This window comes from Mesorhizobium sp. M8A.F.Ca.ET.207.01.1.1 (assembly GCF_004794715.1).
In the GTDB taxonomy this organism is placed as follows: Bacteria; Pseudomonadota; Alphaproteobacteria; order Rhizobiales; family Rhizobiaceae; genus Mesorhizobium.
The window spans coordinates 502,836-522,929 of sequence record NZ_SRUS01000001.1 but is presented as its reverse complement, the minus strand read 5'-3'; the positions used below and the strand labels follow the sequence as shown (position 1 = coordinate 522,929).

Here is a 20,094-nt window from a genome sequence, read left to right as displayed (position 1 = left end):
TTGTCCTGGGGTGGCAGTCAGCGCCGGCTAAACAGCAGGCTGGCGACGAGACCGAGCACGACAAGGCCGACCGCAGCGGCGGCCGCCGGATGGTCGCGTGCCGATTTCTCGATCACCCTGCCCTGTCTGCGGATTGCCGGCATGGCATCTCGCAGGCGCTCCGCAAGATCCGAATATGTATCAAGAGCAGCATCACGGCTGTCTTCATAATAAGCGCCACCCCGCTTTGACACTGCCTTGCGCAACGCCGCGAGTTCCCTCGAGAGAGCCGCGACCTGCCTTTCGAGGTCGATGTCCGAAAGGGTCGAAAATGAAGCCATCATGCGTTTCCTTGTCTTGCAGAAGGAAACGTAACGCCTCACCCGACCGCCGGTTCCGGTTTCGAGGCGTCAAAGCACCCGGTGCTCGCGGTCAGCGCACCTGGTCAAGCAGACGCTTGCATTCCAGGAGGTCGAACAGCGCCTCCTGCAGCAGCGCGCGATTGTCACGCGAGAGTTTCGACGCGTCCGGCGCGACCGGACCTTCCTCGTCGCTCTTGCCCAGGCCGAAGAAGCGGCGGCTGGGCTTGACCCTTGGCTGGCCAACCAGTTCGTCATCTCCGCCGCGCGGCTGTGCGGCCGGCGTCAGGGGCACCTGGTCGGCCTGCTTGCGTTGCGAGATCGCCTCGACCGCGGCCATGTCGCCATTGCCGATGGCGACCAGGAAATGATTGCCGTTTTCGCGTAGCAGCTTCTGCACGCCCTTGATGGTGTAGCCCTGGTCATAGAGCATGTGGCGGATGCCCTTGATCAGTTCGACATCCTGCGGCCGGTAGTAGCGGCGGCCGCCGCCGCGCTTCATCGGCTTGATCTGGTTGAAGCGCGTCTCCCAGAAACGCAGCACATGCTGCGGCAGGTCGAGATCTTCCGCGACCTCGCTGATGGTGCGGAAGGCGTCGGGGCTCTTGTCCATGGGCGAAATCCTCACGCTGGAGCGTGGCCCGGAACGGTCTTCAGACGAGATCGCGCCCAACGAGGAGAAGAGCTTGTTCCGCCAGCGCGGAACAGATCATACGCCAGAACACCAATCCGGCCATACCGCCGAATCGGGCCTTATTTCAGCGGTTTGTGAAGCAATATTCAAGCCCGCCGTCATCGCCGCGCCGGTTTTCAACCGGGCAATGAAGGCTATTTGCCGCCCTTGGCCTTGCTGTTCTGGTGAGAACGCAAGATGCGGTTCTTCAACACGTTGGACGATTTGAAGGTCATCACCCGGCGCGGCAGGATCGGAACTTCCTCGCCGGTCTTGGGATTGCGTCCGATGCGCTCATTCTTGGAGCGGACATGAAATGTCGCGAAGGACGACAGCTTCACTGTCTCGCCGCGCACGATCGCTTCACAGATTTCGTCCAGCACGGCCTCGACGAGTTCGGCGGACTCAGTGCGCGACAGGCCGACCTTTCTGTAGACGGCCTCGGCCAGGTCGGCGCGAGTAAGTGTTTTTCCCCCCATGCGACCGTCCCATCAGTTCAAACGTAAAATCGGCACAACAGCGGCAGAGCCTAAGTAATTGATCCGGCAAGGTCAAGGACCGAAACCGGACCGTTCTCCACTTACCAGCGAACCAGAACGGCGCCCCAGGTGAAGCCGCCGCCCATCGCCTCCAGGAGCACCAGGTCACCCTTCTTGATGCGGCCGTCGGCGACGGCCACCGACAGCGCCAGCGGTACGGAGGCAGCCGAGGTGTTACCGTGCAAATCGACGGTCACCACCACCTTTTGCTCTGCTATCCCGAGCTTTTTGGCTGAAGCGTCAATAATCCGTTTATTGGCCTGGTGAGGCACGAACCAATCAAGGTCTTCGGCGGTAATCCCAGCGGCCGAGAAGGTCGCCTCGATGACATCGGTGATCATGCCGACCGCGTGCTTGAAGACCTCGCGGCCTTCCATGCGCAAATGACCGACCGTTCCCGTGGTCGACGGCCCGCCGTCGACGAAAAGCTTCTCCTTGTGCGCGCCGTCGGAACGCAGGCTGGCCGCCAGGACGCCCCGGTCGGCGATCGTGCCGGCCCCCTCGCCCGCTTCCAGAACCAGCGCACCGGCGCCGTCGCCAAACAGCACGCAGGTCGAGCGATCACTCCAGTCGAGAATGCGCGAAAAGGTTTCCGAGCCGATGACCAGCACGCGCTTTGCCAGGCCGCCGCGGATATAGAGGTCGGCTGTCACCACCGCATAGACGAAGCCGGAGCACACCGCCTGCATGTCAAAGGCAAAACCGTGGTGCATACCGAGCCGGTTCTGGATTTCGACGGCAGTGGCGGGGAAGGTGTTGTTTGGCGTCGAAGTCGCCAGCACGATCAGATCGACGTCGTCCGGGGTCAATCCGGCATCGGCAAGGGCGGCGCGCGCCGCGGCCTCGCCCAGGGAAGCCGTCGTCTCGTCGTCAGCCGCGATATGGCGCTGGCGGATGCCGGTGCGCTGGGCGATCCACTCGTCGGAGGTCTCGACCATGCCTTCAAAATCGGCATTCTTCATGATGCGGCGGGGCAGCGCGGAGCCCGTGCCGCGCACAACTGATCTGATCAAAATTCTTTCCTATTCCTTTGCGTCGGTAACGACGTCGGATTTCCTAGATGTCAGGGCATGCGGGTTGCGCGCATGGAACAGATCGAGGTCGGCCTCGATGCGGTCGAGCAGATTGTTGCGCACCATGTCGTAGCCGAGTTCGATCGCCGCGGCGAAACCATCCGAATCGGCGCCGCCATGGCTTTTGACGACGATGCCGTTCAGCCCCAGGAACACGCCGCCATTGGAGCGGCCGACATCCATCTTTTCGCGCAGGCGGTCGAAGGCGCCCTTGGCGAAGACATAGCCGATCTTGGCCATCAGCGTGCGGCTCATCGCGGCCCGCAGATAGCCGCCTATCTGGCGGGCGGTGCCTTCAGCCGTCTTCAGCGCGATGTTGCCGGCGAAGCCTTCCGTCACCACGACGTCGACCGTCCCCTTGCCGATGTCGTCGCCTTCGACGAAGCCATGGTAGTTCATCGAGGCCATGTTGGCTTCGCGCAACATGCGTCCCGCTTCCTTGACCTCTTCCTGGCCCTTGATCTCTTCCACGCCGACATTGAGCAGGCCGACCGTGGGCCGGGCGATGCCGAATACGGAACGCGCCATGCCGGTGCCGAGAATGGCAAAATCGATGAGTTGGTGCGCATCGGCGCCAATGGTGGCGCCCACATCCAGAACCACGCTTTCGCCACGCAATGTCGGCCACAATGCCGCAATCGCCGGGCGTTCGATGGTGGCCATGGTGCGCAGGCAGAATTTCGACATCGCCATCAGCGCGCCGGTGTTGCCGGCGGAAATGCATGCATCCGCGGCGCCCGATTTGACCGCCTCGACCGCCTTCCACATCGACGATTTCCAGCGGCCGTGGCGCAGCGCCTGGCTCGGTTTGTCGTCCATCCTGACCGCGATCTCGCAGTGGAAGAACTCGCTGACCTCGGCCAATTTGGGGAACTTGGCGAGTTCGGGGCGCACCAGTTCCTCACGTCCGTAGATGACGAAGCGAATGTCGGGACGGCGGGTCGCGACCGTCATGAGCGCTGGAATGACCACGGTTGGTCCGTGATCGCCGCCCATGGCATCGATGGAAATCCTGATCACGCGGTATTCATCTCACGGTTAGGCGGCAAGTCGTTTTAGTGATCGCAAAGGCTCGGCGAAAATAGCGGTTTTAGGCTGTCGCACAACCGACTTTTCCGTCGCGGGCGAGGTTTTCAGGATTTTCCCAGCAAGGATCGCAGTTTTTGCTGAAATTCATTCTCCGCCGATCCGGTGTCGTCACCGGCATCAAGCGACGCGCCGGGCTTGCGCGGATAGGGGTCGATCGCCAATCCGAAGAACTGTTCGGCAAGCGCCCCGACATCGATGGTGTCGCCTGAAAATGTCTCGGGGCTATCGGGCCCATCCGCGTCGAGCAGAATTTCGCCGCCGCCATCGAATCCCTGCCGTCCGAGCTTGGAGTCCTCGGGCAAGAGCAGCGCCTCGACCGGCTCATCGATATGTGCCTGGACGGGGTCGAGCGTGACGATGCAGGCCTGGGTGATGTCTGCCTCGACACGGCCGCTGAGCTTGACGCCATTGCGCTTCCACGACGCAACGAGCAGTTCGGCGCGATAGGCTTCGACCGACAGCAGCCCGTGCGCCTCGGCGAGCGCGGCGCGTTGCGCGGGGTCGGCCTCGATCACCACGGGCAGCCCCTTCTGTGGCAGCCGGGCGACATTGGCGAAAAAGGATACCGGACTTTGCATATCGGCGTGTTTCATCGATCAGCCTCCGTTGGCTCCTGGAAATGCCACAGTGCCGGCAACGATCGATTCGGTCGGCTGCGCATTCAGTTGCCGGCTGGCGTCGGCGACATACCCTGCCAAACGCGATGCTTCCGACCAGGCGTCGGCGTCGGGACGGACATTACGGGCAAGTGCCGCGGTCAGACCATCATGATCGCCTCGTTCCAGCGCATCATCATAGGCGGCGGTGCGGCCATAGAACATCTTCGCCAGTTTCTTCATGCGTTTTGGCACACCGACGTCGCCAATGCCCAGTTCCCGCAGCGAATGATCGACATCGAGGAAGAACTCGTCGATCAGCACCTGCGCGATCTCCTGGGCCACGCCGTCCTCGCCGCGCAAGCGGTGCTGGACCAGGAACATGTGCAGCGAAAGCATCTCGAAACGGCCGAGCGGCGTGTCCGGCACATTCCAATGGGAATAAAAAACAGTCTGCCGCGCCGCCGCCACGATTTGTGCGTAAAGCGCGTCAGTGATGGCGCGGTTGGCGTGGCGTTCGCGGCCAAAAAGGCGCTGGAACATGGGGATGGTCTCCGGGGACCGTTTGTTGAATTGGCCTTGTTGCATCGGCAAGCAAGCTGGTTTACCGGTTTTGCGGCCCAGCGCAAGTTGCGGCGATATAATGGAGAATTGTTGTTGCGCGCGCTGAATTTCAAGTCGACCTTCTCGTCCAGGCCCGCCGGCGCGATCTCGCTGCTGGTTGTCATATCGGCGCTCTCGGCATGCCACACCAACAAGATGATCGGTGACCTCAGTCCGAGCGAAACGTTCACGCAAGGGTATGTCTATGACCAGCAGGCCGTCGATTCGGTGCCCGTCGGTTCCAGCCGCGAACAGGTGCTTCTGGCGCTTGGCACACCATCGACGACGGCGACGTTCGACAACGAGGCGTTTTATTACATTTCGCAAACCCGCAAACGCTATGTCGCCTTCGACAAGCCCAGGCTCGTCGACCAGAAAGTGCTCGCGGTCTATTTCGGTGCGGACGGCCGCGTCACCCAGATCGCCAATTACGGCTTGAAGGACGGCAAGATCTTCGACTTCATCTCGCGCACCACGCCGACCGGCGGCAAGGACCAGAACTTCCTCAGCCAGATCATCAACGGCGCCAGCAAGCTGGCCCCCAGCATGCCCGGCGGCACCCCCTGATTTCTAGATTCCTGCTTCCCTAGAATCCTGCTTCCCTGACCTTGGGGAACGGAAATGTCTCAGGCGACCGAAAACCCGTGGGAGCGATCTCACGGGTTTTTGTTTCCCAATGAGGAGCCGGCTTGTCAGGGATGTGGCAAACCCATATCAACCGGCCAGGCTTGGGGCTTGGACATGAGCGGTGACGACCGTGCGGTGCCGGATGGCTGGATGACGACGGGGACACCCGACCGGCAGACAGTGACATCGGACTGGCTTGCCATCGATCCGCCGCCGATCGACGGCGTCAGGATCAAGGAAATCAGGCCGGTCGCAACGTCCAACCCGCGAGGATCGCTCCTCGCGAGTTCTTGATTTCAAGCGTTGAGCTATTTCAAGTTTCCGGGCTCCCGCTCAGCCGTGCGCGAGCACCGCCAGCAGCAGCAAGGCCACGATGTTGGTGATCTTGATCGCCGGGTTGACCGCCGGGCCGGCGGTGTCCTTGTAGGGATCGCCGACGGTGTCGCCGGTCACCGACGCCTTGTGCGCCTCGGAACCCTTGAGGTGCTTGACGCCGTCCTTGTCGGTGAACCCGTCCTCGAAAGATTTCTTGGCGTTGTCCCAGGCGCCACCGCCCGAGGTCATCGAGATGGCGACGAACAGGCCATTGACGATGACGCCGAGCAAGGAAGCGCCAAGGGCGGCGAAGGCGGACGCCTTCGAGCCCGAGATCAGCAGCACGCCGAAATAGACGACGAGCGGCGCCAGCACGGGCAGCAGCGACGGGATGATCATCTCGCGGATCGCCGCCTTGGTCAGGAGATCGACGGCGCGCGCATAGTTGGGCTTCGAGGTGCCGGCCATGATGCCCGGATCCTCGCGGAACTGCTTGCGCACTTCCTCGACGATGGCACCGGCCGCGCGGCCGACGGCCGTCATGGCGATGCCGCCGAACAGGTAGGGAATGAGGCCGCCGAAGATCAGGCCGGCGACGACATAAGGGTTGGAGAGATCGAAGGAGATTTCGCCCATGCCCTGGAAGTAAGGATACTTGTCGCCATTGGCGGCAAAGAACTTCAGGTCGTTCGAATAGGCGGCGAACAGCACCAATGCGCCGAGGCCGGCCGAACCGATGGCGTAGCCCTTGGTCACCGCCTTGGTGGTGTTGCCGACCGCGTCGAGCGCGTCGGTGGAGTGGCGCACTTCCTTGGGCAGGCCGGCCATTTCGGCAATGCCGCCGGCATTGTCGGTGACCGGGCCGAAGGCGTCGAGCGCCACGATCATGCCGGCGAGGCCGAGCATCGTGGTGACGGCGATCGCCGTGCCGTAGAGGCCGCCGAGCTGGTAGGTGGCGATGATGCCACCAACGATGACGATCGCCGGCAGCGCCGTCGATTCCAGCGAGACCGCGAGGCCCTGGATGACGTTGGTGCCATGGCCGGTCACCGATGCCTGGGCAATCGAGTTGACCGGACGCTTGTTGGTGCCGGTGTAGTATTCGGTGATCACCACGATAAGGCCGGTCACCACGAGGCCGATGAGGCCGCAGATGAACAGGTTCTTGCCGGTGATGACGATGCCGGCGACGGTGCCGACCTCGCCCCAGCCGAGCGTGGCCGAAGTGGCGACGCCGAGGCCAACGACCGACAGCAGGCCGGTCACGATCAGCCCCTTGTAGAGCGCGCCCATGATCGAGCCGTTGGAACCGAGCTTGACGAAGAAGGTGCCGACGATCGAGGTCAGGATGCAGGCGCCGCAGATGGCGAGCGGATAGAGCATCGCCGCACCAAGGATGGCGGTGCCGCCAAAGAAGATGGCGCCCAGCACCATGGTGGCGACAACCGTCACCGCATAGGTCTCGAACAGGTCGGCGGCCATGCCGGCGCAGTCGCCGACATTGTCGCCGACATTGTCGGCGATGGTGGCGGGGTTGCGCGGATCATCCTCGGGAATACCGGCTTCGACCTTGCCGACCAGATCGCCGCCGACATCGGCACCCTTGGTGAAAATGCCGCCGCCGAGGCGGGCGAAGATCGAGATCAGCGAGGCGCCGAAGCCGAGCGAGACCAGCGAGTCGATGACGATGCGGTCGTTTGGCTGGAGGCCGAGGAACTGGGTGAGGATGAGATAGTAGATCGAAACGCCAAGCAGGGCCAGGCCAGCCACCAGCATGCCGGTGATGGCGCCCGACTTGAAGGCAATGTCGAGGCCGGCGGCAAGGCTGTTGGAAGCCGCTTGCGCGGTGCGCACGTTGGCACGCACCGAAACATGCATGCCGATGAAGCCGGCGGCGCCCGACAGAACGGCACCGATCAGGAAGCCGATGGCGGCGGTGATCGACAGCAGCCACCAGGCGAGCACGAGCACGACCACGCCGACGATGGCGATGGTGGTGTACTGGCGTGCCAGATAGGCCTGCGCGCCTTCGCGAATGGCGGCGGAGATTTCCTGCATGCGCGCGTTGCCCTGATCGGCCGCAAGGACCGAACGTGTCGCCCATATGGCGTAAAGGACAGACAGCAAGCCGCAGGCGATGACGGCGGAAATTATGGTCATTGCCGGGTTTTCCTCGATTGTTGGCCCAAAAGAACCCCTCCCTGGGCCGTTGAGACAAAGACGGAATCCCGTGCATGGAATCCCCCTCTTCGCATCGGTGTATGCGAAACAGGGCTGCGAACGTCAAGATATTGTTCGATTTTTGCCCGGCTTTCGCCCAAAAGGTCCAGGCGGGCGAGTGTGGGTCGCGATCGCCCGGCGGTTAGATCGATTGAAATCGATCCCGACCACCGGGCATGGTCAGTCCGCTTCCCTGCCCATGCGCCGCGCCGCGTAGCGCTCGACCGCCGACAGTCCGTCATAGATCAGCACGGCAAGCGCCGCGACGATCAGGCCACCCTGCAGAATGAAGGCGAGATTGTTCGACAGCAAGCCGGCGATGATCACCTCGCCGAGCGTCCTGGCGGCCACCGTGGAGCCGATGGTGGCGGTGGCGAGGCTGATCACCACCGACAGTCTGATGCCGCCAAGGATGATCGGCGCGCTGAGCGGCAGTTCGACCTTGGTGAGCCTTTGCCAGCCGGTCATGCCGGCGCCACGCGCCGCCTCGACGACATTGGCCGGCAGCGTCGTCAGCCCGGTCAGCGCGTTCTCGAAGATCGGCAGCAGGCCATAGAGAAACAGCGCGATCAACGTCGGCTTCTCGCCGAAGCCGACGGCCGGCACGGCGAGCGCCAGCACCGCCACCGGCGGAAAGGTCTGGCCGATATTGACCAAGCTGCGCGACAGCGGCAGGAATTCAGCGCCGGCAGGCCGGGTTACCAGGATGGCAAGCGCCACAGCGACGATGGTGGCCGCGACGGTCGCGATCAGCACGGTGCGCAGATGCAGCAGCGTCAGCGTCAGCAGGCTGCCTTGATTGTAGATCGCGGGCGCGTTGTTTTCGGTCAGCGGCTTAAGCAACGGCTCGAACCAGCCCGGGCTGGTGATGAAGGCAACGAGCAACACCACCAGCGCAAGCCTGAGCAGCAGAGGCAGCCAGGCTTTCATGCCGGCCTCGCCGCCCGCTTGACCAGGCCATCCACGGTGACGCGGCCGATCGGCTTGCCGTCGGCGCCCTTCACCGGCAGCGCCGGCCTGCCGGACCAGAGAAGTTCCGCGAGCGCGTCACGCTGGCTGGCGTCGCCGGGGATCGCCTCGCCTTCGGCCCCGCCCTGCTCCACGGCATCGCGCACCCGCCCGAGCGACAGCAGCCTGAATGGCCTTTCGCTGGCGCCGACCAGCGTCTCGACAAAGGCATTGGCCGGCCTCGCCAGGATCTCGGCCGGCCTTGCATATTGCACGAGCTTGCCGGCATCCATCACCGCGATCCTGTCGCCCATATGCACGGCCTCCTCCATGTCATGGGTGACGAGGATGATGGTGGTGCCGAAGCGCTTCTGGATCGCCAGCAGATCCTCCTGCGCCTTGGTGCGGATGATCGGGTCGAGCGCGCCGAACGGCTCGTCCATCAAAAGCACGTTGGGCTCGGCGGCGAGCGCGCGAGCCACACCGACGCGCTGCTGCTGACCGCCGGACAGTTCGTGTGGATAGCGCGGCCCGAACTCCTGGGGGTCGAGCTGGTAGAGCGTCATCAGTTCATCCACGCGGGCCTTGATGCGCGCCTTGTCCCAGCCAAGCAGCACCGGCACGGTGGCGATATTCTGCGCCACCGTGCGATGCGGAAACAGGCCGTGCCCCTGGATGGCGTAGCCGATGCTGCGGCGCAGTTCGTAACCGGGCACCGATCGATTGTCGGCGCCGTCGAGCTTGATGACGCCTGACGTCGGTTCGACCAGCCGGTTGATCATGCGCAGCAGCGTCGTCTTGCCGGAACCCGAGGTGCCGACAATGACGGCGACGGTGCGCGGCTCGATGACCATTGAAACGTTGTCGACGACCGTCGTCGCGTCATAGCGCTTGGTGATGCCTTCGATCTCGATCATGCCGTTTCTACCCTGCGCTTGGTGGCGGTCATTTCGATCACCGCGTCGAGGATGATGGCGGCGGCAAAGGCGAGCGCCACGGTCGGCACCGCGCCGAGCAGCACCAGGTCCATCGCCGTCTGACCGACGCCCTGGAACACGAACACGCCAAAACCGCCGCCGCCGATCAGCGCGGCGATGGTGGCAAGACCGATGTTCTGCACCAGGACAATGCGGATGCCGGTCAGGATCACCGGAAAGGCCAGCGGAAACTCGACACCGAACAGGCGCTGGCGATCGGTCATGCCCATGCCCCGCGCCGCGTCATTGGCGGCACGCGGCACGCCGGCGAGGCCGACCACGGTGTTGGCCACCACCGGCAGCAGCGAATAGAGAAACAGCGCGACGAAGGCGGGGGCGGTGCCGATGCCCCTGATACCGAGCGCGGCCGCGCCCGGCACATGGGTTGCGACCCAGCCGAGCGGCGCGATCAGCAGGCCGAACAGCGCGATCGAGGGGATGGTCTGGATGATGTTGAGAACATTGAGGACGCCAGCCCGCAGGCTTTCGACGCGGTGGCACAGGATGCCGAGCGGCAGGCCGACGATCACCGCGGCAAGCAGCGAGCCGAGCGCCAGGGTCAAATGTTTGGAGCCTTCGGCCCAAAAGCTGTCGGCGCGGTTGGAATATTCCTTGAGGATCGAGAGGCTGTCCCAGCGTCCCGACATCAGCAGCAAGCCGATGGCTAGCGCCGCAACGACAAGCACGCCAACGCGCGCCGAGGGCGGCAGGTTGAGCCGGTTCAGCACGTCGGCGAGCAAAAGCGTGAAGGCGAAGATGAGAATCCAAAAGCCGGAGGCCGGCGAGATCCGGGCAAAGGTATTGCCGGCCGGAGTGAGGAATGTGCCGGCGACGCCGATGAGCAGGGCCAGCGCGACAAGCGCGACCACGCTGGCGGCAAGGCGCAGCGCCAGCGGCGTCCTCAACAATGCGATGAGCGCCGCGACGATCACGATTGCCAGAAGCAGTGGTCCGGTGGTCGCCGGCAGTGCGTCAAGGATCGAACGCGCCTGCCCGGGGACGATGCGATTGGCGCGGAACGTGGCAAAGGGCGCGGCGAAAGCCGCATAAGCGGCGATCGCCGCGATGACGACGCCGAGCTTGTCGAAGCGGAGGGTCATAAGGTGCGTTGGCGCGAGGCGCCCCCCTCTGGCCTGCCGGCCATCTCCCCCTCAAGGGGGGAGATCGAAAGTCGCGAGAGTCTTCGCCAACCGGTGGAATTGCAGAAAGAAGCGGGACGCAGGAGCCGCCAATCTCCCCCCTCGAGGGGGAGATGTCCGGCAGGACAGAGGGGGGCGCCTCGCACCAGCGTCACTTTCAAGCTGATTACTTCAAGAACCCGTTCTTCTTCAAAAAGTCCTCGGCGACGCCCTTGACCGGCTCGCCGCCCACCTGCACGCGTCCATTGAGCTCCTGCAGGGTGACGAGATCGAGCTTGGCGAAGACCGGCTTCAGCAGCGTCTCGATCTCCGGATGCTCCTTCAGCACGGATTCGCGGATGATCGGCGCCGGCTGGTAGACCGGCTGCACGCCCTTGTCGTCGGTCAACACGACGAGGCCCGATGGTCCGATGCCGCCATCGGTGCCGTAGACCATGGCGGCATTGGCGCCGCTGGTCTGGTTGGCGGCCGCCGCGATGGTCGCGGCCGTATCGCCACCCGAGAGGGTGATCAGCTGGTCGGGCTTCAGCGTGAAGCCATAGGTGGTCTGGAAGGCCGGAAGGGCTGCCGCCGAATTGACGAACTCGGCGGAGGCCGCCAGCACCACCTTGCCGCCGCCGGCGACATATTTGCCGAAGTCCGAGAGCGTGACGAGCTTGTTCTCGTCGGTCACTTCCTTGCGCAGGGCGATCGCCCAGGTGTTGTTGGCCGGCGCCGGCGACAGCCAGACGATCTTGTTGGCGTCGTAGTCGAGCTTCTTGGCCGTCTCATAGGCCTTGGCGGCATCCTTCCACGCGGGATCATCGGCCTTCTCGAAGAAGAAAGCGGCATTGCCGGTGTATTCGGGATAGATGTCGATCTCGCCGGCGGTGATCGCCTTGCGAACCACCGGCGTGCCGCCGAGCTGGATGCGATCCGTGGTCTTGATGTTGTTGGCGTTGAGAACGAGCTGGATAATGTTGCCGAGCACGCCACCCTCGGTGTCGATCTTCGAGGAGACGACGACCTGAGCGCTCGCGGAAGCCGCCGTGATGGCGAGCGCGATTGCCGCGCTGGCCAGAACCTTGACTGAAAACATTATGAGAATCCCTTGCTGTGAACCGGAATGCGGTGGCCGCATATGAGCATGGCTTCAACGGCCAGTCGGGGCACACGGTTTCATAAGAAAGGGGATCGACGCAATATTTTTGTTCCGTACGCGCCGATGTCGGCCCGGCGGCAACAGCGGGCTGGCGGTCGGCCGCCATCGGGTGGATAATGCCGCGGGGGTGCGGGGGCAAACACGGAGAGCGTGTCATGGCCATACACAAGGTCGGTTATCTCATCGGCAGCCTCGCCCGGGAGTCCATCAACCGCAAGCTCGCGAAGGCTCTCGTTCAACTTGCCCCTCCCGAGCTCGAAATGACGGAAATCGGCTTCAAGGATCTGCCGCTCTACAGTTACGACTACGACGCCAATTTCCCACCCGCCGCCCAGGCTTTCAAAAAGGCGATCGCCTCGGTCCAGGCCGTGCTGTTCGTTACCCCGGAGTACAACCGCTCGATCCCTGGCGGACTGAAGAACGCAATCGACTGGGCCAGTCGCCCCTACGGCAAGAATTCATTCGCGCGCAAACCGTCCGCCGTCATTGGAACATCGCCGGGTGCCATCGCGACCGCTGTCGCGCAACAAAGCCTGCGCAGCGTTTTGAGTTTCTGCAACTCGCCGCAGATGAACGCGCCCGAAGCCTATATCCAGTTCACGCCTGGGCTGATCACGGATGAGGGCGAGGTGACGGTTGAATCCACCGAGGACTTCCTGCGCAACTATATGGCTGAGTTCCACATGTTCATTGCGCGGGTGCTTCAGGTTTTGCCGCCGGACGCATAGCTGACGGATAGGCGTCAAGCCGGCCGCAAGCTTGTAATCTTCAGCGCGCCGAGTGCCACGAAGCAAAGCACGGCGACCGGAAAGATCATCCAGTTGAGCATCGTCCAGCCCCAGGCGTTGTAGACCATGCCCGACATCAGTGACGCGCAGGCGACTGAGCCGAACAGGACAAAGTCGTGGAAGCCCTGCACCTTGCCCTTTTCGGAAGGGTGGTAGCTGGCCGCCACCATGGCGGTGGCGCCGATGAAGGCGAAATTCCAGCCGAGACCGAGCAGGATCAACGCTGTCCAGAATTGCCACAGCGCCAGGCCCGACAAGGCAACGACGGCACAGCCGATCAGCAACAGCAGGCCGGTGGCGACAACGCGCTCGGCGCCGAAGCGATGGATCAGCGAGCCGGTGAAGAAGCTGGGCCCGAACATCGCCATGACGTGCCAGGAGATGCCCAGCGTCGCATCGTCCTCGGACAGGCCGCAGCCGACCATGGCAAGCGGCGCGCCGGTCATGACGAAGCTCATCAGCGCGTAGCTGCCGACCGCGCAGAAGAGCGCCGCGACGAAACGCGGCTTGGTGACGATTTCGGAAAGGGGTCTGGCATCGCCGTCGGCAACGTCCACCTTGCTCGCGGTCTTTGCCGGCAAGCGCAGGAACGACAGGATGACGGCGCCGACCGCCGCCAGCGGCAGGATCGAGGCGAAAGAGCCGGCAAACATGACAGGCGCGAACAATTCGCGGGTGAAGATGACGATCTGCGGCCCGAGAATGGCGGTGATGATGCCACCGGCGAGCACGAAGGAGATGGCGCGCGCCTTGAACGCCGGCGGCGCGTTGTCGGCCGCGGCAAAACGGAATTGCTGGACGAAGGCGCCGCCGACGCCGATGACGAGCAGCGCGAACGCGAACAGCCAGAAGCTGCCATGAAACAATGCCAAGGTGGCGACCAGCCCGCCGAGCGCTGTGACGACGGTTCCGGTCATGAAGCCCCCGCGCTGCCCCAGCCAACGGATAATGGCCGCAGCCGGCAAGGCACCGAGCGCCACGCCGAGGTTGAAGCCGGTGATGGGCGCCGTCGCCAGGGATTTGTCGGCGCCGAGCAGATATTGCCCCGCCAATGCGCCCATGGAGATGGCGATGGGGGCCGCCGAGCCGATGATCGCCTGCGAGGCGGCGAGGATCAGCGCGGTGCGCCGCGCCTCTTTGCCCGCCTCGACGGCGATGGCGGTCACGAAGCGTCCTTGCCGCGACCCTCGCCACGCACGCGGCGTGACACACGGTCGAGCACGGCATTGACCAGCTTCGGCTCGTCTTCCTCGTAGAAGGCCTTGGCGATATCGACATATTCGGTGACGATGACCGCGACCGGCACGTCATCGCGCTTCATTAGCTCGTAGACGCCCGCACGCAGAATGGCACGCAGCGTGGAATCGAGGCGCGACAGCGGCCAGTCGTCGGTCAGCGCCTGGCGGATGATCGGATCAATGGTCTTCTGGTTCTCGACGACGCCGGTCAGGATGGCGCGAAACCACTGCGCGTCGGCCTCGCGGTAGAGCGCACCGTCGACTTCCTTGCCGAGGCGGAACGCCTCGTACTCGGCGGTGATCTCGAACACGCCACTGCCGGCGACATCCATCTGGTAGAGCGCCTGCACGGCGGCCAGACGGGCAGCACCGCGCTTGTTGGCGTGGCGCACCGCGGGCTGTCCTGGCGAAGCGGGTTCGCTCACGATCGCGCTCCCAATTGTTCCTTCAGCGCGATCATGGTCAGCGCCGCACGCGCGGCAAAGCCACCCTTGTCGCCTTCCGAGCGCTTGGCCCGCGTCCACGCCTGCGCATCGTTCTCGGTGGTCAGGATGCCGTTGCCGATGCAGACCGACTCCTGCACGGACAGGTCCATGAGCGCACGGCTGGATTCATTGGCGACGATATCGAAATGATAGGTATCGCCGCGGACGACGGTGCCGAGCGCGACGAAGCCGTCATAATGCGTGCCGCCTTCGCCGGCGCCGTCCAGCGCGAAGGTGATGACGGCCGGAATCTCGAGCGAACCGGGAACCGTGACGACGTCATAGCTGGCGCCGGCTTCGTCCAGCGCGTTGGTGGCGCCGTCGAGCAAGGCGTCGGCCAGATCGTCATGGAACCGCGCTTCGATGATGAGCAGGTGCGCCTTCGTCTTGGGACGGATGAACGCCTTGCCGTGTTGGGATGTGCCAGCCATAAATGTCTCCGGGGGTTGCCGGTGACTTAGGCCGAAGCCGGATTGATCGCAAGCGGAAGATTGCTGGGAGGTGGGTCAGGCCTATCGCCTCTTTGGGCAAGGTGTCGAGGCCGGGCAGTCCGTACCAAGGCTTTCAGCCCATGCACGAACGGCTTCGTGATCCACCACACGGCCGGCATTCACATCGGCCAATGCTTCCCGCGTGAGCCGCTCTTGCTCTTTGGAGTTCCCGCTTTCCATCACAGTCACTTCCTCATTTGAACAGCTCTGCGATGTCGGTCATTGGCCCGAAGAACTTCATCGGCTGATCCGGGAATGGCAGAAAACTCTCGCGTTGATAAAAACCGCGTGCATTTTCGTCCTTGGCATCGACCACAATCGCGAACGAAGCAATCTCGCTCCTGACGCAACGGGACAGAGCGTCAGCCAGGAGATATCGGCCGTAGCCCTGCCCCCGATGCCGCCTGTCGACAGCGAGGCGTCCTAGCAACGTGGCCGGAATGAGCGGATAGCGGGGAAGCTTGCGAACGGTTTGGGCAGGCCATTCGCCGATGGCTACGGCGGTTGCGGACAGCGTGTAATACCCGGCCACGGACCCGTCCGGCAAAACAAGAACAAAGGGTGCCGCGACGTTCTTGCGCGCATCCTGCCCGGCCTGCACCCTGAAATACCGATCGAGCGCCTCTATGCCGCTCTCGAAAGATGTCCTGTCGTGCTGCAGATCAAGCACTTCGACCCGAAGAGCCCCCTCGGCCGAACTGCTCACCTTTAGGTACCGGTGGCTTGACGATAGTGGCGCACCGTCTCACGCAGACGATCATTCACGGGTTGCGGATTGATCAAAGCATCCACGAAGGCGCGACTATCGCGGACGGAAAGATCGAGGCGCTGATGCTCCTCGATCGCTCGGCGGGCTGCTTCCTGGATGCTGGTCAGCACAAAATCCGTCACCGTCCGGCCCTGAAGTGCGGCTGCGTGCTCGATAAGATTTTTCTGATCGGCCGTGAGGCGCGCTTCCAAACGCTCGCTACGGACGCGGCTGCGAGGTGTATTCAAAGCGGGTGAAGTCATCTTCGTCTCCTGGCGACAATGTACGGCCAATGGCCGTAAATTTTAAGATTTATCTCACGCGCAGGCGTGGAACATCAGGGCCGCTCGCCGTCCCTGCTGCGCGACCAAGATCATGATGTCGCTAAACATATCTTCGATGGAACCGTGGTCGCGCCCGGCGTGCCGAAGATCGCTTACCAGTTCCCGGACGGAACCTATGTCGATAGCGCCATGGATGCGCGACATGACCCAACCCAGTGATGGAAATGTTTCGCACGTCTGGATCGTCGTGCCGTGCGTATTTCAGGCAGACATCTTGCGCGAAATACAAGTCGTCGTGCCGCGATATGCTGAGGAAAGCCCGGATCCGCTGATGCACATCACCATACAGCAGGTCCTTGTAAGTCTTCGAACTGACGAGATCCCAAGCTCGTCGTAGATTTGCCGCTCAAAGCCCCTCTTTCGCGGCCTCCGCCAGGCGCGCCGCGTACCGCGCCATGGTGTCGATCTCGAGATTGACGCGGTCGCCGGCCTTGCGCTCGCCCCAGGTGGTGACGGTCAGCGAGTGGTGGATCAACAGCACGTCGAAACGGGTTCCCTCGACCCTGTTGACGGTGAGCGAGGTGCCGTCGAGCGCAACGGAGCCTTTCGGCGCGATGAATTTCGCCAGATCGCGCGGCGCTTCCAGCGTGAAGCGCACCGCGTCGCCCTCATCCTTGCGCTCGACGATCTCGGCGGTACCGTCGACATGGCCGGAAACGATGTGGCCGCCGAGCTCGTCGCCGATCTTCAGCGCCCGCTCCAGATTGATCCTGGTGCCCGATTTCCAACCCGCCGCCGTCGTCAGCCTGAGCGCCTCCTCCCAGGCCTCGACCTCGAACCAGCGCGCGTTCGACCCGCTGTCGGGCAAGGCAGTGACCGTCAGGCAGACGCCACCGCAGGAAATCGAGGCGCCAATGGCGATGGTCTTGGGATCATAGGCGGAGTCGATGCGCAGTCCCACCCCTTCCCGCAGCGGCTTGACGGCGGCCACGGTGCCGATATCGGTGACAATCCCGGTAAACATCGATCTCTATCCCTGAAAATCCCTGATCCATTCGGCGTAGCCGTCTTCGCCGAACCGCATCTCGCGCAGCTTGCGAAAACCTGCCGGGATATGGTCGGCGTCGATGGGCGACGCAATGCCGTCACCGCCGATCGCTTCCGGTCCCTGGAACAGGACGATGCGGTCGACCAGCCCGTCGGCCAGGAAAGCGCTCGCCACCTTGGCGCCGCCCTCGACCAGCACGCTTGCCATGCCGAGCGCCGCCAGATCCTCGAGCAGTTCCGGCAATGCCACGCCGCCGTCGTGCGTCTCCGTGCCGATGAAGCGCACGCCGGCGCGCTCGAGCGCCGCCCGGCGCTGCGGATCGGCCTCCAGGCAAGCCGCAACGTAAAGCGGTACGCGATCGACGCCCGACACCAGCTTCGAGCCCTCCGGCAGCCTGATCTGGCGGTCGAGGACGATGCGCGCCGGTGAACGGTTCTCCAGCCCGGGCAAACGCACTGTCAGCGCCGGATCATCTTCCAGCGCCGTGCCGATGCCGACCAGAATGGCGTCCGCCTCGGCGCGCATCAGGTAGACTTCGCGGCGCGCCATGTCGCCTGTTATCGCGACTTGGCCGGCGCCTTCCCTGCCGATCTTGCCGTCGCTGGAAAGCGCAATCTTCAGAATCACTTCCGGGCGTTTTTTCAGAGAGCGAATCAAATAGCCCGCCATTTGTTCGGCCGCTTCGCCGGCCAGGACCTTTTCAACCACTTCGACGCCGGCGGCGCGCAGAATGGCATAGCCCTGGCCGGAGACCCGCGGATCGGGATCGCTCGCAGCTCCCACGACGCGCGCAACGCCGGCGTTGACCAGCGCATTGGCGCAAGGCGGCGTGCGGCCGTGATGGGCGCAAGGCTCCAGCGTGACATAGGCGGTGGCGCCGCGCGCGAGTTCGCCGGCCTCCGCCAGCGCCTCGGTCTCGGCGTGCGGCCGGCCACCAATCGCGGTCACGCCGGTCCCGACGATCATCGGGCCTGAGCCGTCGTCACGCACGATGATCGTGCCGACGGATGGATTGGTCGAGGTGCGGCCGGCGTGCTTGCGCGACAGCCGCAAGGCCGCGGCCATGAAACGGCGGTCAAGGGCCGCTTGTTCGGCCTCGCTGCGTTGCGGTGCTGCCATGCTCAACCGGCGTCCTCTTCGCTCTTGTCCTCGTCCCCCTTCAACTCGCCGAGCAGTTCGTGGAAATCCTTGGCCTCACGGAAATTGCGGTAGACCGAGGCGAAGCGCACATAGGCGACATCGTCGAGCGACTTCAGTGCATCCATGACCAGCCGGCCGACCTCACCCGAGGCCACTTCCGTCTCGCCCGAGCTTTCGAGCTGGCGCACGATGCCGGTCACGGCGCGATCGATGCGTTCGGGGTCGACGTTGCGCTTGCGCACCGCGATCTCGACGGAGCGCAACAGCTTGTCGCGGTCGAACGGCACTTTTCGCCCCGATTTCTTGACCACCACGAGATCGCGCAACTGCACGCGCTCGAACGTGGTGAAACGGCCGCCGCAATCGGGGCAGACACGCCGCCGGCGGATCGCCGCGCCGTCCTCGGCGGGACGCGAATCCTTCACCTGCGTATCTTCGGACTGGCAATAGGGACAGCGCATGGAGAGCCTTGGGTTCGCGAATCTGGTGAGGTGAAAGGCTTAGAGCCTTTCCGGTGCGGATTGAAGCAGTTCCGTTTCTTCGATCGCCTGCCGCGCCTCAGAGATAGCGAGGCGCGAGGAAGATTGCCAGCGCGGCAAGCAGCCAGACGGCAATGCCGCCGGCAACAGCCAGGCGATAGTCGACCTTGTCGATGAACAGCCAGCAGGCGCCGAGGAAGGCGAGATAGGCCGGAATCGTCTTCATTCCGGCAAGGCAGGCAACGCGGAACCCGCCCGGATCACCCTTGGCGCCGACGGCGAGCAACGCGATGACGGCAAAGGTCGGCGCCAGCGGCAGGATGCCGGGCAGGACATTGCCCCGCTTGGACGCCCAGACGATCAGGCCGTCACCAGTCCGCCGACCACGCCTTTCCAGACGATATCCATGAGCAGCGCCTATGCCGATCCGGTCGTCCGCTTCACGGCGCCACATCCTTGGTTGGGAAGCCGCAGGACGTTCCGAGATTGCGGTAGGCCTTGGTGAAGCCGTCCATCGGAATGCTGGCGACAGCCTGCTTGCCGAAGGTCACGTCGAGCGAGGTGGCCTGGCGCATGGCACGCAGCAGCGCGAGACTGGTCTTAGCCTGATTGTCGACCGTCCAGCTGGGGCGGCCGATGACGCCATCGTTGGAGTAGACCGTGGCCGAAACCTTGACACCGGGATCGCCGAAAGTCGCCGCGATCTTCTTGCCGGTTGGCAGGGTCTTGTTGTCGATGGTGATCAAGATCGCCGGATAAGCATCGGGCGGCAGCGCATCGCCGGTCGAGATCGACAGTGTCAGCGTGGCCGAATTGCCGCTCGCATCGAAGAATGCCGTGGAGGCCGCGCATGTCTTGTGCGCGTCCTGGCCGGTGTCGAGCGTATCGACCATAGTCGTCCAACGGCCGAAAGTGCTGGTGGCGGGCATGTCCGGAGCGGGCTGCGTCTGCGCCAAGGCAGGCCCGCAAGCAGCCAGCCAGCCGAAGGCGCCGAGTGAGGCAAGACAAAAATCGCGCATCATCAATCTCCAGTTCCATGCGCCACCCGATCAGGGGTGACGCACCGCCGGTGGATAAAAGATGACGCTTCGCGCCCGGTCAACCGAGATAAGGAT

General features: G+C 63.8%; 26 protein-coding genes. 4 read left to right on the top strand and 22 right to left on the bottom strand.

Annotated features, from left to right (window positions below):
• Nucleotides 1–17: 17 nt before the first annotated feature.
• The 7 genes from EN850_RS02555 to EN850_RS02525 all read right to left on the bottom strand — a co-directional run bounded on the left by EN850_RS02555 (nt 18) and on the right by EN850_RS02525 (nt 4,851).
• The gene (locus tag EN850_RS02555) at nt 18–320 is read right to left on the bottom strand and encodes a hypothetical protein (protein WP_136090534.1); all 303 of its coding nucleotides are present in this window, start codon (nt 318–320) and stop codon (nt 18–20) included.
• A gap of 91 nt (nt 321–411) precedes the next feature.
• On the bottom strand, nt 412–951 hold the full coding sequence (locus EN850_RS02550; RefSeq protein ID WP_127280880.1) for a MerR family transcriptional regulator: 540 nt from the start codon (nt 949–951) through the stop codon (nt 412–414).
• A gap of 215 nt (nt 952–1,166) precedes the next feature.
• The gene (locus EN850_RS02545; protein WP_010915609.1) at nt 1,167–1,490 is read right to left on the bottom strand and encodes an integration host factor subunit alpha; all 324 of its coding nucleotides are present in this window, start codon (nt 1,488–1,490) and stop codon (nt 1,167–1,169) included.
• Between the two features lie 101 nt (nt 1,491–1,591).
• A complete protein-coding gene (locus tag EN850_RS02540; RefSeq protein ID WP_136090533.1) occupies nt 1,592–2,563 on the bottom strand; it encodes a beta-ketoacyl-ACP synthase III in 972 nt (323 codons plus the stop codon).
• 9 nt (nt 2,564–2,572) lie between these two features.
• The gene (gene plsX, locus EN850_RS02535; RefSeq protein ID WP_127869623.1) at nt 2,573–3,643 is read right to left on the bottom strand and encodes a phosphate acyltransferase PlsX; all 1,071 of its coding nucleotides are present in this window, start codon (nt 3,641–3,643) and stop codon (nt 2,573–2,575) included.
• A gap of 113 nt (nt 3,644–3,756) precedes the next feature.
• Nucleotides 3,757–4,305 carry a DUF177 domain-containing protein gene (locus EN850_RS02530; RefSeq protein ID WP_135880056.1) on the bottom strand — a complete coding sequence of 183 codons (549 nt, stop codon included), beginning with the start codon at nt 4,303–4,305 and terminating at the stop codon, nt 3,757–3,759.
• Between the two features lie 3 nt (nt 4,306–4,308).
• A complete protein-coding gene (locus tag EN850_RS02525; RefSeq protein ID WP_127276587.1) occupies nt 4,309–4,851 on the bottom strand; it encodes a ubiquinol-cytochrome C chaperone family protein in 543 nt (180 codons plus the stop codon).
• A gap of 114 nt (nt 4,852–4,965) precedes the next feature.
• On the opposite strand from EN850_RS02525, the gene EN850_RS02520 reads away from it, so the two are divergent.
• Nucleotides 4,966–5,478 (top strand): outer membrane protein assembly factor BamE, encoded by a 513-nt coding sequence (locus tag EN850_RS02520; protein WP_127276589.1) that lies wholly within the window; start codon nt 4,966–4,968, stop codon nt 5,476–5,478.
• Nucleotides 5,479–5,652: 174 nt separating this feature from the next.
• A complete protein-coding gene (locus EN850_RS37010; protein WP_246689133.1) occupies nt 5,653–5,832 on the top strand; it encodes a hypothetical protein in 180 nt (59 codons plus the stop codon).
• 39 nt (nt 5,833–5,871) lie between these two features.
• Here EN850_RS37010 and EN850_RS02510 read toward each other — a convergent pair whose 3' ends face one another.
• The 5 genes from EN850_RS02510 to EN850_RS02485 all read right to left on the bottom strand — a co-directional run bounded on the left by EN850_RS02510 (nt 5,872) and on the right by EN850_RS02485 (nt 12,215).
• On the bottom strand, nt 5,872–8,013 hold the full coding sequence (locus EN850_RS02510) for a sodium-translocating pyrophosphatase (RefSeq protein ID WP_127869624.1): 2,142 nt from the start codon (nt 8,011–8,013) through the stop codon (nt 5,872–5,874).
• Between the two features lie 240 nt (nt 8,014–8,253).
• Nucleotides 8,254–9,003 carry an ABC transporter permease gene (locus EN850_RS02505; protein WP_127279858.1) on the bottom strand — a complete coding sequence of 250 codons (750 nt, stop codon included), beginning with the start codon at nt 9,001–9,003 and terminating at the stop codon, nt 8,254–8,256.
• A complete protein-coding gene (locus EN850_RS02500) occupies nt 9,000–9,938 on the bottom strand; it encodes an ABC transporter ATP-binding protein (RefSeq protein ID WP_127869626.1) in 939 nt (312 codons plus the stop codon). Before EN850_RS02500 ends, EN850_RS02505 begins: the two co-directional genes overlap by 4 nt.
• On the bottom strand, nt 9,935–11,098 hold the full coding sequence (locus EN850_RS02495) for an ABC transporter permease (RefSeq protein ID WP_127869627.1): 1,164 nt from the start codon (nt 11,096–11,098) through the stop codon (nt 9,935–9,937). The genes EN850_RS02500 and EN850_RS02495 overlap by 4 nt, the downstream gene beginning before the upstream one ends.
• Nucleotides 11,099–11,303: 205 nt before the next feature.
• Nucleotides 11,304–12,215: an ABC transporter substrate-binding protein gene (locus tag EN850_RS02485; protein WP_136090532.1), complete on the bottom strand. Its 912-nt coding sequence runs from the start codon at nt 12,213–12,215 to the stop codon at nt 11,304–11,306.
• Nucleotides 12,216–12,433: 218 nt separating this feature from the next.
• On the opposite strand from EN850_RS02485, the gene EN850_RS02480 reads away from it, so the two are divergent.
• Complete coding sequence (locus tag EN850_RS02480) at nt 12,434–13,006, top strand: NADPH-dependent FMN reductase (protein ID WP_127279854.1); 573 nt, start codon at nt 12,434–12,436, stop codon at nt 13,004–13,006.
• A 14-nt stretch (nt 13,007–13,020) separates the two neighbouring features.
• On the opposite strand, the gene EN850_RS02475 is transcribed toward EN850_RS02480, so the two are convergent.
• From EN850_RS02475 to EN850_RS02455, 5 genes are all read right to left on the bottom strand, one after another.
• Nucleotides 13,021–14,232: an MFS transporter gene (locus EN850_RS02475; protein ID WP_136090531.1), complete on the bottom strand. Its 1,212-nt coding sequence runs from the start codon at nt 14,230–14,232 to the stop codon at nt 13,021–13,023.
• Nucleotides 14,229–14,729: a transcription antitermination factor NusB gene (nusB, locus tag EN850_RS02470; RefSeq protein ID WP_127281214.1), complete on the bottom strand. Its 501-nt coding sequence runs from the start codon at nt 14,727–14,729 to the stop codon at nt 14,229–14,231. The genes EN850_RS02475 and nusB overlap by 4 nt, the downstream gene beginning before the upstream one ends.
• Nucleotides 14,726–15,220 (bottom strand): 6,7-dimethyl-8-ribityllumazine synthase, encoded by a 495-nt coding sequence (gene ribH, locus EN850_RS02465; RefSeq protein ID WP_135880052.1) that lies wholly within the window; start codon nt 15,218–15,220, stop codon nt 14,726–14,728. Before ribH ends, nusB begins: the two co-directional genes overlap by 4 nt.
• A 253-nt stretch (nt 15,221–15,473) precedes the next feature.
• Nucleotides 15,474–15,986 carry a GNAT family N-acetyltransferase gene (locus EN850_RS02460; RefSeq protein WP_135880051.1) on the bottom strand — a complete coding sequence of 171 codons (513 nt, stop codon included), beginning with the start codon at nt 15,984–15,986 and terminating at the stop codon, nt 15,474–15,476.
• Between the two features lie 2 nt (nt 15,987–15,988).
• Nucleotides 15,989–16,291: a DUF1778 domain-containing protein gene (locus EN850_RS02455; RefSeq protein ID WP_127281067.1), complete on the bottom strand. Its 303-nt coding sequence runs from the start codon at nt 16,289–16,291 to the stop codon at nt 15,989–15,991.
• A gap of 66 nt (nt 16,292–16,357) precedes the next feature.
• Between EN850_RS02455 and EN850_RS36200 the strand changes: the two genes are divergently transcribed.
• Complete coding sequence (locus tag EN850_RS36200) at nt 16,358–16,531, top strand: hypothetical protein (protein ID WP_189343630.1); 174 nt, start codon at nt 16,358–16,360, stop codon at nt 16,529–16,531.
• A gap of 187 nt (nt 16,532–16,718) precedes the next feature.
• On the opposite strand, the gene EN850_RS02450 is transcribed toward EN850_RS36200, so the two are convergent.
• The 5 genes from EN850_RS02450 to EN850_RS02430 all read right to left on the bottom strand — a co-directional run bounded on the left by EN850_RS02450 (nt 16,719) and on the right by EN850_RS02430 (nt 19,998).
• Nucleotides 16,719–17,336, bottom strand: coding sequence for a riboflavin synthase (locus EN850_RS02450; protein ID WP_127869632.1), 618 nt, complete (start codon nt 17,334–17,336; stop codon nt 16,719–16,721).
• Nucleotides 17,337–17,342: 6 nt separating this feature from the next.
• Nucleotides 17,343–18,479: a bifunctional diaminohydroxyphosphoribosylaminopyrimidine deaminase/5-amino-6-(5-phosphoribosylamino)uracil reductase RibD gene (gene ribD / locus EN850_RS02445; RefSeq protein WP_127869633.1), complete on the bottom strand. Its 1,137-nt coding sequence runs from the start codon at nt 18,477–18,479 to the stop codon at nt 17,343–17,345.
• Nucleotides 18,480–18,481: 2 nt separating this feature from the next.
• Nucleotides 18,482–18,961, bottom strand: a complete 480-nt coding sequence (nrdR, locus tag EN850_RS02440) for a transcriptional regulator NrdR (RefSeq protein WP_127281280.1) — start codon at nt 18,959–18,961, stop codon at nt 18,482–18,484.
• 97 nt (nt 18,962–19,058) lie between these two features.
• Entirely contained in the window at nt 19,059–19,433 is a 375-nt protein-coding gene (locus tag EN850_RS02435; RefSeq protein WP_246689132.1) for a GlpM family protein, read from the bottom strand.
• Nucleotides 19,420–19,998 (bottom strand): hypothetical protein, encoded by a 579-nt coding sequence (locus EN850_RS02430; RefSeq protein WP_127869634.1) that lies wholly within the window; start codon nt 19,996–19,998, stop codon nt 19,420–19,422. Before EN850_RS02430 ends, EN850_RS02435 begins: the two co-directional genes overlap by 14 nt.
• Nucleotides 19,999–20,094: the final 96 nt, after the last annotated feature.